A 15,932-nucleotide genomic window follows, 5' to 3' on the forward strand; every position below is an offset into this window, starting at 1 on the left:
GAGCGTTCCCCGGCGGGGGCGCCGCCCGCGCGCGTGGTGTATCCAGGAGACATGGGCCTTCTGGGTCGGCAGGGGGACATGGCATGGACGACACGGTGGCCGAGACGGGCACTCGTGGCGGTGTCCTTCATGCTGATCGCGGTCATCACGACAGTGGACGTGCTGACCCCGCACCATGTGCACCTGGCCCCGTTCCTGGTGGCCGCGCCCGCTGTCACGGCGTCCTTCGAGGGGCCCGTGATGACCGGAATCGTCGGCGCGGTCGCGGTGGTCGCCTCGTCCCTGGTGGCGGCCGTGCGGGGGACCATCACCGATCTGAACTACACCTTCCAGATCGTCGCGCTGGTGGTGATCTCGGCGATCGTGACCCTCTTCGCACAGTTGCGGGTGCGGCACGAGGGGCAGCTGACGCGGTTGCGGTCCGTGGCCGAGGCGGCGCAGCGCGTGGTGCTCAGGCCGCTGCCCCGCCGTACCGGCCCCCTGCGCATCGCGTCGATGTATCTGGCGGCCGACGCCGAGGCCAAGATCGGCGGCGATCTGTACGCCGCCGCTCGCACCTCCGGGGGCACCCGCCTGATCATCGGCGATGTACGCGGCAAGGGCCTCGAAGCGGTGGGGGACGCGGCCGTCGTCCTCGGGGCGTTCCGGTCGGCGGCCCATCTCCAGGCGGAGCTGCCCGTCCTGGTGGCACATCTGGAGGGCAGCGTCGTCGCGGACCTCGCCGACCCGGACGGGCAGCGCACGGACGGTGACGTCGCCGGTGAGACGTTCGTGACCGCGGCCGTGCTCGACGTACCCGACGACGAGTCGGTGCTCCGGGTCATCAACTGCGGACATCCCGCGCCCCTGCTCCTGCGGCGCGGTGGCGTCGTCCCGCTCGACGTGCGGCAGCCCGCGCCACCGCTGGGCCTCGCCGAGTTCATGGACGGGGACCCGGCCGTGGAGACCTTCGGCTTCGCGACCGGCGACGTCGTACTGCTGTACACGGACGGCGTCATCGAGTGCCGCGACACGTCCGGGGCGTTCTATCCGCTGACCGACCGGGTCACGCGATGGTGCGGCGAGACACCCGAGATGCTGCTCGCGCTGCTCTGCGAGGATCTTCTCGCGCATGCCGGGGGCTCCCTGGGGGACGACGCGGCGGTCGTCGCCATCGAGCGCATGCCGTAGGACCACGGTCACGGCTCCGGCGGTCGCCACTCCACCATCAGGATCGTCGCGTCGTCCCGCAGCCGGTTGCCCCCGGCGTCCAGGAGCGAGTGGATCAGGCGGCGCAGTGTCTCGGCCGCCGGCTCACCCCCGGCGGTGGCCCGGATGACCGACTCGGCGAACCGCTCAAGACCGAACTCGGTGCCGTCCCGCAACCGGGACTCGGTCACCCCGTCCGTGTACATCAGGACCCGGTCACCCGGCTCCAGCGCCGTCTCGTGCACCGTCCGTGGCGCGCCGAGGAACTGGGCGGGCATGCCCATCGGCGGGTCCGCGGGGCGCACCAGGGCGCCCACCAGGCGTTCGTGGCGGATGAGCAGGGGCGGCGGATGGCCGCAGTTGCACCAGCGGAGCCGGCCGCTCGCGAGGTCGAGCCGGGCGAGCACACCGGTACAGAACTGGTCGGGCAGCCACCGCGACAGCGCCAGGTCCACGGAGTCCACGAGCGCGGGCAGGTCGGCCCCCGTACGGCGGGCGTTGCGGCACGCGGCGAGGGTGACCGCGGTGGTCAGGCCGGCACCCAGATCGTGTCCCATCGCGTCCAGGATCGACACATGCAGCGTGGTGTCGGTGAGCGAGTGGTCGAACGCGTCGCCGCCCAGTTCGTACGCGGGCTCCAGGACGGCGGTCGACACCGCGTGACTGTTGCCGATCGTGCGCGGCGGCAGGAAGGTGCGGAGCATCTCGGCGGGCAGCCGCATCGGCTGGGTCCGCATGCGCTGGACGACGGTGTCCAGATATCCGCGCCGGGAGGTGATCATCATCGCGAACAGCGCGGCCAGCGCCCTGCCCCTGCGCAGCCGTACGGCGTCCAGCGCGGCGGTGTGCACGGCGAGGACACCGAGCCGTTCCGCGCCGTCGACCAGCGGCAGCCAGGCGATCATGGCGCCCGTCCCGGACTCCTCGACCCGCAGACTCAGCGTCCGGTACGCCCAGCCCGCCCGCGAGCCGTCGATGTCCAGGGGAGCCGTGTCGTCCGTCAGGGGGATGAGCTGTCGCTGCTGGATGTCGGTGAGGTAGACGACGGCCTGCTCCAGCTCGAACACCGCCGCACAGCGGGCCGCCGCCGTCGCGAGGTCCGCCGCCGTGGCCCGGAGATCCGCGAGGAAGTCCTCGAAGGGCCGCTCACCGGAGTCGCGCGCGGGCACCGGGTCATCCGTCGGCACGGAGTCTCCCCTCATCGCGACGGCGGAACTCCGGTCAGTCTCACATCGTGGGCGCACCCGCGCTCGGCGGGGCGGCGGCGGCCACCCGGCGGGCGGCACCCCCCGACACCGGGCGTCCCCCGGGGTGCGGGCCGCGCGATGCGCACCGTGGGCGGCCGGGTGTAGTAATAGGACATGGCCGGACGCTACGGCCGCCCGCGCTTGGTTCCCAGCATGCGAACTGTCGCAGGTCAGGTCTTTCTCCTTCAGCTGGCGATCGTGGTGCTCCTCGTCGCGACCGCCGCTGTGGCTCTTGTGCTGGGATCGCGCGCCGACAGCGCGCGGGAGGCCCGGAACCGATCGGTGGCCGTCGCCCAGACCTTCGCGAGCGCACCCGGCATGGAGGCCGCGCTCAAGAGCCCCGATCCCACCGCCGTGCTCCAGCCCCGCGCCCTGGAGGCGCAGAAACTGTCCGGCGTCGACTTCGTCGTGGTCACCAACACCCACGGCATCCGCTACACGCATCCGCTGCCCGACCGCATCGGCAAGCAGTTCGTCGGCAACATCGGGCCCGCGCTCGCCGGACAGGTCACCACCGAGAAGATCACCGGCACCATCGGCCCACTCGTGCAGGCGATCGTCCCGGTGTTCGGTTCCGACGGCAAGGTCATCGGGCTGGTGTCGGCGGGCGTCACCATCGCGCATGTCCACGGTGTCGCCGAAGACCAGTTCCCCCTCCTGTTCGGCGTCGCCGGGGCCCTGCTCCTGCTCAGCGCGGGCGGCACCGCCCTGGTGAACCGCCGGCTGCGCCGCCAGACGCACGGCCTCGGACCCGCCGAGATGACCCGGATGTACGAGCACCACGACGCGGTTCTGCACGCCGTCCGCGAAGGCGTCCTCATCGTGGACGCCGAGGGACGCCTCGTCCTCGCGAACGACGAGGCACGCCGCCTGCTCGACCTGCCGTCCGACGTCGAGGGACGCAAGGTCTCCGACCTCGGCCTCGATCCGTCGACCGCGCGCCTCCTGGAGTCCGGGCGGGGCGTCTCGGACGAGGTGCACGCGGTGGGCGACCGGCTCCTCGCCGTCAATCAGCGGTCCACCGACCAGGACGGCGGACCGCCCGGCAGCGTCGCCACCCTGCGCGACACCACCGACCTCCAGGCCCTCTCGGGCCGCGCCGACATCGCGCGAGGACGCCTCAGACTTCTCTACGAGGCGGGCGCGGAGATCGGTACGACCCTCGATGTGGTGCGCACCTGCGAGGAGTTGGCCGAGTTCGCCGCGGCCCACTTCGCCGACTACGTCACCGTCGACGTCGTGGAGAGCGTGCTGCGCGGCGAGGAGCCCACGGCGGCCGACACCGGCAAGGTCATGCGGCGTACCGCATCCCACGGCATCCACGACGACGTCGGCCTGTACCCGATCGGCACCGTGATCCGTTTTGTACCGAGCACCCCGCTCGGCGCGGCCCTCACCAGCGGCACCACGGTCCTCGAACAGGACCTGGCGGCGTTCACCGGCTGGCAGCAGCAGGATCCGGCACGGGCACGGCGCGTGGTCGAGCGGGGACTGCACTCCATGATCGCCGTGCCGATGCGGGCCAGGGGCGTCGTGTTCGGACTCGCCACGTTCTGGCGCGCCCAGAAACCGGAACCCTTCGACGAGGACGATCTGTCCCTCGCCGAGGAACTCGTCACCCGGGCGGCCGTCAGCATCGACACCGCCCGGCGCTACACCCGCGAACACACCATGGCGGTCGCCCTCCAGCGCAGCCTGCTGCCGCACGGCGTACCCGACCAGGTCGCGCTCGACGTCGCGTACCGCTATCTCCCCGCGCAGGCCGGGCTCGGCGGGGTCGGCGGCGACTGGTTCGACATCATCCCGCTGCCCGGGGCGCGCGTCGCGCTCGTCGTGGGGGACGTCGTGGGCCACGGGCTGCACGCCGCGGCGACCATGGGGCGGCTGCGGACGGCGGTCCACAACTTCTCCACACTCGACCTGCCACCCGACGAACTCCTGTGGCACCTCGACGAGTTGGTCACCCGCATCGACCAGGACGAGTCGGGTGACGAGACGGGGGGCGAGCCCGGGGGAAGCGACGCGAACGGCGCCCGCGTCACCGGCGCGACCTGCGTCTACGCCATCTACGACCCCGTGTCGGGGCGCTGCACGATGGCCCGCGCGGGACACCTCCAGCCGGTGCTCCTCTACCCCGACGGCACCACCCGGCTCGCCGACGTACCCGGCGGACCGCCCCTCGGACTCGGCGGTCTGCCCTTCGAGACCCTGGACATCGAGCTGCCCGAGGACACCCGTCTCGTCCTGTTCACGGACGGGCTGGTGGAGGACCGCGACCGCGACATCGACGACGGACTCACCCTGCTGCGCGGCACCCTGACGGAGCACACCACGGGGACCCCCGACGAGATCTGCGAGGCCACGCTCGCCCGGCTCATCCCCGACAACCCGCGCGACGACATCGCCCTGCTCGTCGGCCGCACCCGCGTCCTCGACGCCGCCCATGTCGCCGACTGGGAGGTGCCGTCCAACCCGGAGGCCGTCTCCGAGATCCGGGCCGCCGTCTCCGGCAAACTCGCCGAATGGGACCTCGGCGACGAGGCGTTCACGACCGAGCTGATCCTCAGCGAACTGGTCACCAACTCGATCCGTTACGCGGCGGGGCCGATCCGGGTCCGGCTCATCCGGGACCGCGCCCTGATCTGCGAGGTCTCCGACCGCAGCAGCACCTCACCGCATCTGCGCCGCGCCGCCACGATGGACGAGGGCGGGCGCGGCCTGTTCCTGGTCGCCCAGTTCGCCGACCGCTGGGGCACGCGGTACACGACCGAGGGCAAGGTCATCTGGACGGAACAGCCACTGCCGTGACGCCGGCCCGCCCCAACAACGCCGCGCGTGCCCTACGTTGGCGCGAAGTGATCGCCCGCACCCGCCCCGTCGTACCGGACTCGCCGTACCGGCCCCCGCCAGGGGCACCCGATGGCCCCCGGTTGGCCACGGGGTGAACGCGGAACGGTCACAAGGGCTGCGCAAGCGTGCGGATCGCGCTGTAATGACGAATGTGGCCGGCGAGGGCGCGACAGGACGGAGGACGGCCGATCTGTGTGCTGAACTCGCGCTGAAGGCGCTCGACGAGGAACAGGATCCCCGGCGGCGGCTGCGCTCCGTCGTCGAACAGGTCCTGGTGTTCACGGGGGCGACACTCGTCGCCGTCTTCGCTCCCGGCGGGACGGACGGCGATCTGTCCCTGATCGAATCAGCGGGCCTGCCGCGCGCCCTGTACGGGCTGCGGGACCGCTACCCCGCGTCGGGCGCCTCACCCGTGGCCGCCGCCCACCGCGACGGGACCCCGCTGTGGCTGGGCGCCGACGCGCTCGCCGTGCCGCCCGACGGGGAGAGCCCGCAGGTCACGGACGTCTCGGACGCCTCCATCGCTGTACTGCCGCTCGATGACGGCGGACCGGGAGCCGGTTGCCTCCTCGTGGTGACCGACCGGCCCGACGGGTTCGACAGCGAGGACCGGCAGTGGCTGGAACTGCTCGCCGCCGCCATCGGCTGCCCCACCCCCGGACCGGCGCCCGGCACACCGCACGGTGGCGACCCCGATCCCGACGGCGAGGACGGCCGGGCCAGCTCCTTCCGGCTCGCCATGGACAGCGGACGGATCGACGTCGACGACGCGGTCCTCGCCCTCTTCGGCCTGTCACCGTCCGAATTCGACGGACGCGTGGAGACCCTGCTCGCGCTGACCGTGCCGGAGGATCTGCCCACGCTGATGTCCGTCGTCGAGGCCGACCACATGGCGATCGGGGACCGCGAACTCGACTTCCGTATCCGGCGGCCCTCCGGCGAACCGCGCTGGCTGCGGCTGCGCGGCCAGGTCGTCCCGGCCGGCGACACGGGACCCGTACGGCTCATCGGCACCGTCCTCGACGCCTCCAACCTGCGTCCCGGCGTCAACGACGTCGCCCGCGTCCAGCGCCTCGCCGCCGTCCTGGCGGGCGCCTCCACGGTCCGCGAGGCCAGCCAGGCCGTCGCCGGCGGACTGCGCGCCCCGCTGCGCGCCGACCGCATCGCCCTCGCCGAACTCGACGGCGACCGGCTCGTCGTCACCGTCCTCGACCCGCCAGAACCGGACGCCTGGCCCGAGAGCTGGCGCAGCGAATGGCGCTCCGAGTGGCCCGACGCGCCCGTACGGGCCATGCCGACCCTCGCGGCGGCCATCGCCGACGGCCGCGCCACCGTCCTGGACGCCGGAACGCCCCTGGAGCCGAACCTCGCCGCCGTCGGCCCCGGCGGCCTCGCGATCCTGCCGCTGCCCGCCGGCGGCCGGACGGCCGGGGTCTGCCTCATCGGCTGGGACACCCCGCACACCTTCGGCTCCGAGGAGCGCGCCTTCCTCACCGCCGCCGCGGGGCTCGCCGGGCAGGCCCTGATGCGGGTGCGCGCCTTCGACGCCGAACACGAACTCGTCAGCACCCTGCAACGCTCCCTCCTGCCGCGCCGCCTGCCCGACCTGCCCGGCGGCCGGGCCGTCGCCCGCTATCTGCCCACCACGGCAGGGCTGGAGGTGGGCGGCGACTGGTACGACGTGATCCCGCTGACCGACAACCACGTGGCCCTCGTCATCGGCGACGTCCAGGGACACAACGCGGGCGCCGCGACCCTCATGGGCCAGATGCGGACCGCGCTGCGCGCCTACGCCGTGGAGGGCCACCCACCGGACGTCGTCGTCTCGCACGCCAACCGCCTTCTCGTCGGCATGGAGACCGACCTCTTCGCCACCTGCTGCTACGTCGACGTCGACATGGAGGCCGGCACCGCCCTGTGCGTACGCGCCGGACACCTCCCGCCCGTCGTGCGCCGCGCCGACGGCAGCACCGTGGTCATCGAGGCGGAGGGCGGGCCCCCGCTCGGTGTGATCACCGAGGCCGACTTCCCGATGACCCCGCTGCGACTCCAGCCCGGCATGGTCGTGGCCCTCACCACCGACGGCCTCGTGGAGTCCGCAGACCGCGACCTCGATGTGGGCCTGGCCCGGCTCGGCGACTCCCTCGCCGCCGCCGACCCCGCCCACCTCGAAACGGTCGCCGACGCCCTCCTCGAAGGCGCCAACCGCAACGACGACGTGGCGCTGCTCCTGCTGCGGTACGACGGCATGGCGGTGCTGCCGCGACGCGAGAGCTGGAGCGTCTGGCGAGTGCCCGAGGCGGCCCGCCACGCCCGCCGCTTCACCAAGCGCACCTTGCGCGCCTGGTCCGCGACGGAGGACGCCAGGAGCGGCGAGCACACGAGGAGCGGCGAAGCCATCAGGAGCAGCAGAGGCGCCGGAAACTTCCAGCACATCGACAACATCGACACCGTCCTCCTGGTGGTCTCCGAACTCGTCACCAACGCCCTGGTCCACACCGACGGGCCGGTCCGCCTCGATCTGACCCTCGTCGGCGGCCGGCTCCGCATCGCCGTCTGCGACTCCTCGCCCCGCACCCCGGTCAAGCCCACGAACCTCGGCTGGGAGGCGACGGGAGGACGCGGCATCCTCCTGGTCGAGGCCATGTCGGACGCGTACGGAACGGTCCCGGTCAGCGGCGGCAAACAGGTCTGGGGCGAGGTCGTCATCGGCCCACGGGACGCACCTTCCGACACTCCCGGATAGCGTGACGGACGTGCGCCTGCTGCTGATGTCCGACACCCATCTGCCCCGGCGCGCCAAGCGCCTGCCCGGGGAACTCCTCGACCGGATCCCCCTCGCCGACGTGGTCGTCCACGCGGGGGACTGGGTGGACACGGAGACCCTGGACCTCCTGGAGAGCCGCGCCCGGCACCTGATCGGGGTGTACGGCAACAACGACGGACCGGCGCTGCGGGCCCGGCTGCCCGAGGTGGCCCGCGCCGAACTGGGCGGGCTGCGCCTCGGCGTGGTCCATGAGACGGGCCCCGCGCAGGGCCGCGAACGGCGGTGCCGGACCCGCTTCCCCGATCTGGACGTGCTCGTGTTCGGGCACAGCCACATCCCGTGGGACAGCACCGCCGAGGGCGGGCTGCGGTTGCTGAACCCGGGCTCGCCCACCGACCGGCGCCGCCAGCCGCACTGCACCTTCATGACCGCCGAGGTCACGGACGGCACCCTCACCGATGTCGAGCTGCACCGGCTGCCGCCGCGCGAGGCCGAAACCGGAACCGAAGCCGAATCCGGTGCGACATAGCCCTGTATCGCTGTGATGTGACGCGGCGTCAGCCGTGTCGGAGGGTGCTCCACGGACACCGTCCGCGTCGCCACACGACGACGGCCGCCACTCCCGCCACCGCCCCCAGCAGAACCGCCCCGACCCGCTTCGCCAGCGGCACGACGAGCGGCCTCAGGAGTTCGATCGGCTCGGCCTCGGGCAGGGGAGGGGCGAGTCTGAGATGTCCGGAACCGCTGTCGTACCGGTACGTCCCGCCCGCCGTCCCGGCGGGTCCGTGAGCTGCCGCTCCCAGCTCGTGCGCCTCCGTGAGCTGCCGTGAAAGACAGTCCGCGAACTGGCCGATCAGCTTGTCACCCGCCTCCGCCAGCACCTCGTGCCCGAACCGCGCGGGCCGTCCGGTCACCGTCAGATCCGTGCGCACGGACACCACCGTGCCGCCGTCCACGGCCTCCGTCAGGGTGCCGGTGACCGTGGCGCGGGCGGTGCCCCGGCCGCGTAGCTCCTTGCCGCCGGCCGTCAGGACCAGCCGGTGTGCCGTGTCGTCCTGGTCCTCGAAGACCGCCGTACCGCCGTACGTCAGCCCGATCCGGCCGACCTCGACCCGCACCCTCCCGGCGACGCTCGTCCCGTCGAAGTCCTCGATCGTCGCGCCCGGCACGCACGGCGCCACCCGCTCGATGTCGAGGAGGGTCCGCCACGCCTCGTCGACCGGGACGGGCATGGTGAACTCGTGTCGGAGTTGCATCAGTTGTTCCTCTCCCGCGGGTCCGTCCGTCCGGGGTGGATCGCCCCGTCCGTCATCGTGAGCGGCTTCCCCGTACCGCCCCAGCGCAGTGCGACGATCTCCGCGGCCACCGACACGGCCACCTCCTCGGGCGTACGCGCCCCGAGGTCGAGCCCCACCGGCGAACGCAGCCGCGCCAGTTCGGCACCGTCGACCCCGGCGTCCCGCAGCCGCTTCAGCCGGTCGTCGTGCGTACGGCGGCTGCCCATTGCCCCGATGTACGCGGCCGGGCGGCGCAGCGCCTCCTCCAGGAGGGGCACGTCGAACTTCGGGTCGTGGGTGAGGACGCAGAGCACGGTGCGCCCGTCGGTCTCCGTGCCCCGCAGATAGCGGTGCGGCCAGTCCACGACGACCTCGGCGCCCGCCGGGAAACGCTTCGGGGTGGCGAAGACCGGGCGGGCGTCGCACACGGTGACCCGGTAGCCGAGGAACGCGCCGATCCGGGCGACGGCCGCGGCGTAGTCGATGGCGCCGAACACCAGCATCCTCGGGGGCGGCGCGAACGACTGGAGGAACACGGTGACGGCGTCCTCACGGCGTTCGCCGTGCGGCCCGTAGTGCCGCAACCCGGTCGCGCCCTGCGCCAGTTCACCCCGCGCGTCCGCCGTGACGGCGACATCGAGACCGGCCGTCCCGAGCGTGCCGGCCCGCCGGCCGGGCCACACGGCGAGCGTCGCCCCGCGCCGTGCGGGCCCGTCGACCACCGTCGCCACGGTCACCGGCTCGTTCCCGGCGACGGACGCGGCGACCTCGCCGAACGCCGGGTCGGTGCCGGGCGACACGGCCCGTACCAGAAGGGTGATCTCGCCACCGCAGGTCAGTCCGGCGGTGAATGCGTCCTCGTCGCTGTAGCCGAAGGTCTCCAGGCGGGCCTCGCCGTCCGCGACGACCTCCCGCGCCAGTTCGAAGACCGCGCCTTCCACACAGCCCCCGGAGACACTGCCCACTACCTCGTCGTCCGGGCCCACCGCCATCGCCGCGCCCGGCTCGCGCGGCGCGCTGCGGCTGACGGCGACCACCGTGGCCAGGCCGAACGGGGAGCCCGCCGCGTACCAGCGGTCCAGCGCCGGAAGGATGTCACGCACCATCGGCTCCTCTCACCGTCACCGTAGGGAGCGCGGGGTCCGGGCCGCCATGATCATGAAATACGGGTCATACGGGTCATGCGCCCTCCCGGCGGACAGGGCGGGGATCGTCAGCCGTTCGCACGTGATATGCGTCACTCTAGAACTGAGCTTCGAGGGGCGCGAGCGCGCGCTTCCGGCGGGCTCCACGACTGATGGGGACCTCGTATGAATGGCGTGGAAGTGCTGGTGGACGGCTTCAGCCGGATCCAGGAGGAGGTGCACGCCGTCGTCCAGGGGCTCTCGCCCGAGGACCTGAACGCGCGCATCGACCCCGACGCGAACTCCGTGGCCTGGCTGGTCTGGCATCTGACCCGGGTCCAGGACGACCACGTGGCCGACGCCGCCGGGCTCGAACAGGTGTGGATCGGCCAGGGCTGGTCGAGCCGCTTCGACCTGCCGTACGCGAAGCGGGCCACCGGGTACGGGCAGTCCAGCAGGCAGGTCGGCCGGATGCGGGTCGCATCGGGTGACCTGCTCCTCGACTACTACGACGCCGTCCACGACCAGACCGTCGCCTTCGTGCGCTCTCTCGGCGACGACGACCTCGACAAGGTCGTGGACGAGGGCTGGTCACCGCCCGTCACGCTGGGGGTGCGCCTGGTGAGCGTGATCGGCGACGATCTCCAGCATGTCGGGCAGGCCTCGTTCGTGCGGGGGGTGCTCGAACGGCGCTGAGCCTCGGGTGAGCGAAGGTGGGGGTGTCGGTGCCCGGTCAGGCCATCGCCAGCAGTTCCTGGAGTCGCAGTCCCCGGCGCACGTCCACGTCCGTGGAGACCCCGGTCCGCACCGCCGTGGCGAACTCCCGGCGCAGGGTCGGCCAGCACACGGAGTGGTCGAGCCCGGCCGCGTCGAAGACCAACTCGGTCTCCTGGCCGAAGAGTTCGACGCGGGTACGGCCCTCCGGCAGGGCGACGGCGCCGGAGAGGGACGCCTGACTGACGGCGCCGTTCTCGTGCTCGCAGGTCAGCTCCGTCCAGCGGCGCGGGTCGCCGGTCGCGCGCAGCGACACGATCGGGCCGACCGACGCGTCGAGCAGGTCGAGCAGATGCGGACCGAGGTCCAGCACGGCCCCGTGCTCCAGGCGCCAGGGCGTCGCGAAGTCGCCGCCGAGGAAGGCCCCGTGCAGACAGCAGGCGCGGGCGCCGAGTACGTCCATCTCCCGGGCGGCGGCCAGGAAGCGGCGGGTCTCCGGAAGGTAGCGGTTCGTGAGGACGAGCTGGGTGACGACGCCCGCGTCCCCGGCCGCGCCTGCCACGCGCCGCGCCTGCGCGAGATCCAGTCCGAGCGGCTTCTCAAGGAGCAGGGCCCGCCCCGCCTTCGCCGCCCGCACGGCCAACTCCGCCTGGACGTCCGGCGGCACCGCGAACGCCACGGCCTCGCAGCGGTCGAGCAATTCGTCGAACGAGTCCGCGACCGCCGCGCCATGGGCCGCCGCCACCTCTCGCGCCGCATCGGGCCTGCGGGCCCACACCGTGCTCAACTCCGTCTCGGGACCGGCCGCCAGCATCGGCGCGTGCGCCGCGCGGGCCCACGGCCCCGCTCCCACCAGGCCCACCTTCACGGGCTCGTACGTCCAGGGGTGGGTGTCGGGCATCGGGGCTCCGGGGGATCGGGCGGCGGGAGAGGGGTGGGGCGGACAAGTTGTACAGCGTGGGGTGCGGTGAAGGAAAGCCCGGGGCCGGAGCGCGACCCTTGTTTGAATAAATTAGGAATAATTATTGACACCGGATGAACGGGCCGCCACAGTCGTCGCCGACCCCACTCGTGACCCCAACATCCGGGAGATCCACGTGGCTTCACCTCCACCCGACACACCACAGGGCGCCGCGCCCACCACGGAACGCGCCACCGCGGCAAGCCCCACCGCCCGGTTCGCCCGCCGCGCCGGCGTCCTCGTCACCGCCCTGACCCTCGCGGCAACCGCCGCCACCGCCGCGACCGCGGCCCCGCCATCGGCCGCGCCCCCGGCGGACGGCGGCGCCGACGACCAGGGCGCCCCCGCGTACTACGACAGCGGCCTCGCCCCGACCCCGTACATGGGCTGGAACACCTACTACGGGCTCGGCGCGCCGACCGAGGCCGAGGTCAGGAGCGTCGCCGACCGCATCGTCAGCAGCGGGCTGCGGGACAGCGGATACGACATCGTCTGGCTCGACGGCGGCTGGCAGGCCGACACCCCGCGCGACGCCCGGGGCCGCCTCACCGCGCACCCCGACCGCTTCCCCTCGGGCATCCCCGCCCTGGTCTCGTATCTGCACAAGAGGGGCCTCAAGGCGGGCATCTACACCGACGCCGGTACGTACGACGGCGGCAAGAGCTGCGGCATCGGCAGCCGGGGCCACTACACCGAGGACGCGCGCCAGTTCGCGGACTGGAAGTTCGACGCGATCAAGGTGGACTTCCTCTGCGGGATCACCGCCAAGCTCGATCCGGAGCCCGCCTTCCGGGAGTTCAGCGCCGCCGTCGCCAAGTCGGGGCGCCGGATGCTGCTCAACCTGTGCAATCCGCTGACCGACGACTGGGGCCTGCCGCACACCCCTGAGCAGGACGCCCACAACACCTACGTCTACGGTCCGACCACCGCCGACTCCTGGCGCACCGGCACCGACATCGCCTGGGGCAACCCGACCCCCGGCCAGTGGCCCAACGTCCTGCGCAACATGGACGCCAACGCCTGGCACCCCGAGGCGCAGGGCCCCGGCCGCTACAACGACCCCGACTACCTCATCCCGATGCGGAAACTCTCCGACGGCACCTACGAGCTGACCGAGGAGGAGTCGACGACGCAGTTCGTCATGTGGGCCGTCATGGGCTCCCCGCTCGTCCTCGGCTCGGACCCGCGCGAACTGCCCGCGTCGATGATCGCCACGCTGCGCAACCCCGAGATCATCGCCGTCGACCAGGACCCCCTCGCCGTCCAGGGCGTCCGGATCGCGACCGACGGCGACGGTGACGTCTACAGCAAGGTGCTCAGCGGCGACGGACGCCGGGCCGTCGTCCTGCTCAACCGCTCGGACCGGGCGATCGAGCGCACGGTGACCTTCGCCGACACGGCCCTCACCGGACCCGTCCGGGTACGGGACCTGCGGGCGCGCGCGGATCGCGGCACGCACACCGGCTCGTACACCGTGACCGTCCCCGCGCACGGCACCGCGTTCCTGCGGCTGACCGGCCGCGACCACGCACCGGGCACCTCGCTGGGTGTCGCCGCGACAGCGAGCCCCGCCGTGGTGCGCGCGGACGCCGGTCCCGTCACGTTCCTGCGCGGCCCGCGCGGCTCCCTGCTCCAGCACACCACCCAGGGCACCCGCGACCTGGGCGGCCCGGCCGGCGGCCGGATACTCGGACAGCCCGCCGCGTACGCGTCGGCGGGCGGCCGGATCGACGTGTTCGTACGCGGCGGCGACTCGGCCGCCTACCTGCGCACCTTCACCGGCGGCCGGTGGGGCGACTGGCAGCGCCTCGGCGGCCGGCTCACCGACGCGCCGACGGCGGCCTTCACCGGCCCGGGGAACTGGACCCTCTTCGCACGCGGCGCCGACGGGCGGATCGTCACTCGGGGACCGTCATCGGCCTGGTCGTCCATCGGGGCACCGGAAGACCGGCCCGTCTACGGCAGGCCCTCCGCCGTCCAGGACGCGAGCGGCCGGGTCCATGTCGCCGTGCGCACCGCGGCCGACGCCGTGTGGGAACGCGACCGCGCCACCGACGGAACCTGGTCCGCGTGGACCTCGCTCGGCGGCACCGTCGGCGGCTCCCCGACCCTGGTCACGGCCGGTGACACGGTACGGCTCTACGCGCGCGCCGCCGACTACACGCTCTGGCAGCGCACGTACCGCGACGGAGCTTGGGCGGGCTGGACGAAGCGGCAGGAGTTCCCGAGTGCCGCCCTGCGCGGGGCACTTGGCGCGGTCGCCGGTCCGGACGGGAGCGTCGACGCCGTGTACCGGGGCGTGGACGGTCTGGTGCGGCTCGTGCACCTCGCGGAGTGAGGTCTGTACAACTCACCACGGCTTCACCTCACCTCGTCTCACCTCGCCTCACGGAAATAAATTAGTAATTAACCTTGACGTGGCTGATGGGCCACGCGAGTCTTGATCCGCCGCGACAAGGGCCCGGTCAGTCAGGCGGCCGGGCCCCCGGGCCGCGCGGACCCACAGGGAGTCCTCCATGAACAGCAATCACCTCAGCCGCCGACGCGTACTCGCCGGATTCGGCGCCGTGGGGACGGCGGCACTGATGAGCGGCTGCGTCACCTCCACCTCCGGCGACAAGGCGTTGTCCGGGGGAGCGGTGACCCTCCAGTCCAACCTGTCCTCGCCCCAGGCGAAGAGCGCGATGCGGGACCTGGTCGCGGCCTACGGCAAGCAGGGCGATGCCACCGCCACGCTCAACACGGTGGCGTCGGAGACCTTCCGCACCCAACTGCCGACGTACCTCACCTCGGCCAACCCGCCGGACGTGTACACCTGGTACCCCGGCTCGGTCGCCGACTCGTACGCCAGGAAGGACCTCCTCCTCACGCTCGACGACGTGTGGGAGTCGCCCGATCTGAAGAAGTACTCGAAGGCGCTGGACTCCCTGTGCACGGCGAGTTCCGGCAAGAAGGTCTTCGTGCCCACCACCTACTACTGGTGGGGCATGTTCTACCGGAAGTCCCACTTCGCGAAGTGGGGCGTCGAGCCGCCGAAGACGTGGGACGACTTCCTCGACCTGTGCGACAAGCTCAAGAGCAAGGGCGTCGCGCCGATCGGGCTCGGCGCGGGCGGTAACACCGCGTGGGTCGCGTCCGCCTGGTTCGACTACCTCGACATCCGCGTCAACGGAGCCGCATACCACCGCGATCTGCTCGCGGGCAAGCACCGCTTCGACGACCCGCAGGTCCGCAAGGTCTTCGACCGCTGGAAGGAGGTCCTGCCGTACTTCGACCCGAACGGCACCGCGATCCCCTTCCAGGACGCGACGACCGCACTGCTCCAGGGCCGTACGGGCATGATGCTGATCGGCACCTTCTTCGCCGACTCCGCGCCCAAGAACGCCCTCGACGACATCGACTTCTTCCGCTTCCCGGTGATCGACGCCAAGGTCCCGCTCGCCGAAGAGGCGCCCACGGACGGCTACTTCGCCAGCGCCCGCACCGGACGCGAGGACGGCGTCAAGGACTTCCTGCGCTATCTCGCGACCGCCGAGGCCCAGGAGATCTACGTCAAGGGCTCGTCGGGCACCGCCATCCCCTGCCACCCCGACGCCAAGGACAGCGGGACGGACCTGGTCAAGAAGGGCCGGGCGCATGTCGCCGAGGCCGCCGAGATCACCCAGTTCTTCAACCGCGACTCCAGCGACGCCCTCCAGCCCACCGCGGACAACGCCATCATCCGCTTCTTCGCCAAGCCGTCGTCGGTCGACTCGGTCCTGCGGGAGTGGCAGCGGGACGCCGAGAAGATCTGGGGGGCGTGAG

The 15,932-nt window shown here is 72.5% G+C and carries 11 protein-coding genes; 7 read left to right on the top strand and 4 right to left on the bottom strand.

The window, feature by feature from the left end; translation table 11 throughout:
* Positions 1–129: 129 nt before the first annotated feature.
* Complete coding sequence (locus ACIQNU_RS10410; protein WP_401363750.1) at positions 130–1,170, top strand: PP2C family protein-serine/threonine phosphatase; 1,041 nt, start codon at positions 130–132, stop codon at positions 1,168–1,170.
* A gap of 8 nt (positions 1,171–1,178) precedes the next feature.
* On the opposite strand, the gene ACIQNU_RS10415 is transcribed toward ACIQNU_RS10410, so the two are convergent.
* The gene (locus ACIQNU_RS10415) at positions 1,179–2,390 is read right to left on the bottom strand and encodes a PP2C family protein-serine/threonine phosphatase (protein ID WP_401363753.1); all 1,212 of its coding nucleotides are present in this window, start codon (positions 2,388–2,390) and stop codon (positions 1,179–1,181) included.
* A gap of 159 nt (positions 2,391–2,549) precedes the next feature.
* Here ACIQNU_RS10415 and ACIQNU_RS10420 point away from each other — a divergent pair, with 159 nt between their 5' ends.
* The 3 genes from ACIQNU_RS10420 (at position 2,550) to ACIQNU_RS10430 (ending at position 8,581) form a co-directional block, all read left to right on the top strand.
* Positions 2,550–5,243, top strand: coding sequence for a SpoIIE family protein phosphatase (locus ACIQNU_RS10420; protein ID WP_401363755.1), 2,694 nt, complete (start codon positions 2,550–2,552; stop codon positions 5,241–5,243).
* A gap of 184 nt (positions 5,244–5,427) precedes the next feature.
* Positions 5,428–8,031: a SpoIIE family protein phosphatase gene (locus ACIQNU_RS10425; protein ID WP_401363758.1), complete on the top strand. Its 2,604-nt coding sequence runs from the start codon at positions 5,428–5,430 to the stop codon at positions 8,029–8,031.
* 10 nt (positions 8,032–8,041) lie between these two features.
* A complete protein-coding gene (locus ACIQNU_RS10430) occupies positions 8,042–8,581 on the top strand; it encodes a metallophosphoesterase family protein (RefSeq protein WP_401364252.1) in 540 nt (179 codons plus the stop codon).
* A 28-nt stretch (positions 8,582–8,609) separates the two neighbouring features.
* On the opposite strand, the gene ACIQNU_RS10435 is transcribed toward ACIQNU_RS10430, so the two are convergent.
* Both ACIQNU_RS10435 and ACIQNU_RS10440 read right to left on the bottom strand, forming a co-directional pair.
* Positions 8,610–9,308 (bottom strand): SRPBCC family protein, encoded by a 699-nt coding sequence (locus ACIQNU_RS10435; protein WP_401363761.1) that lies wholly within the window; start codon positions 9,306–9,308, stop codon positions 8,610–8,612.
* A complete protein-coding gene (locus ACIQNU_RS10440; protein WP_401364255.1) occupies positions 9,308–10,432 on the bottom strand; it encodes an XdhC family protein in 1,125 nt (374 codons plus the stop codon). The genes ACIQNU_RS10435 and ACIQNU_RS10440 overlap by 1 nt, the downstream gene beginning before the upstream one ends.
* A 207-nt stretch (positions 10,433–10,639) precedes the next feature.
* On the opposite strand from ACIQNU_RS10440, the gene ACIQNU_RS10445 reads away from it, so the two are divergent.
* A complete protein-coding gene (locus ACIQNU_RS10445) occupies positions 10,640–11,149 on the top strand; it encodes a DinB family protein (protein ID WP_401363763.1) in 510 nt (169 codons plus the stop codon).
* Positions 11,150–11,186: 37 nt separating this feature from the next.
* Here ACIQNU_RS10445 and ACIQNU_RS10450 read toward each other — a convergent pair whose 3' ends face one another.
* Positions 11,187–12,068 carry a Gfo/Idh/MocA family protein gene (locus ACIQNU_RS10450; RefSeq protein WP_401363764.1) on the bottom strand — a complete coding sequence of 294 codons (882 nt, stop codon included), beginning with the start codon at positions 12,066–12,068 and terminating at the stop codon, positions 11,187–11,189.
* 196 nt (positions 12,069–12,264) lie between these two features.
* Here ACIQNU_RS10450 and ACIQNU_RS10455 point away from each other — a divergent pair, with 196 nt between their 5' ends.
* Positions 12,265–14,466 carry a glycoside hydrolase family 27 protein gene (locus ACIQNU_RS10455; RefSeq protein ID WP_401363767.1) on the top strand — a complete coding sequence of 734 codons (2,202 nt, stop codon included), beginning with the start codon at positions 12,265–12,267 and terminating at the stop codon, positions 14,464–14,466.
* A 178-nt stretch (positions 14,467–14,644) separates the two neighbouring features.
* Positions 14,645–15,931, top strand: a complete 1,287-nt coding sequence (locus tag ACIQNU_RS10460; RefSeq protein ID WP_401363769.1) for an ABC transporter substrate-binding protein — start codon at positions 14,645–14,647, stop codon at positions 15,929–15,931.
* Position 15,932 lies beyond the last annotated feature (1 nt).

The organism is Streptomyces sp. NPDC091292 (genome assembly GCF_044757265.1).
In the GTDB taxonomy this organism is placed as follows: domain Bacteria; phylum Actinomycetota; class Actinomycetes; order Streptomycetales; family Streptomycetaceae; genus Streptomyces.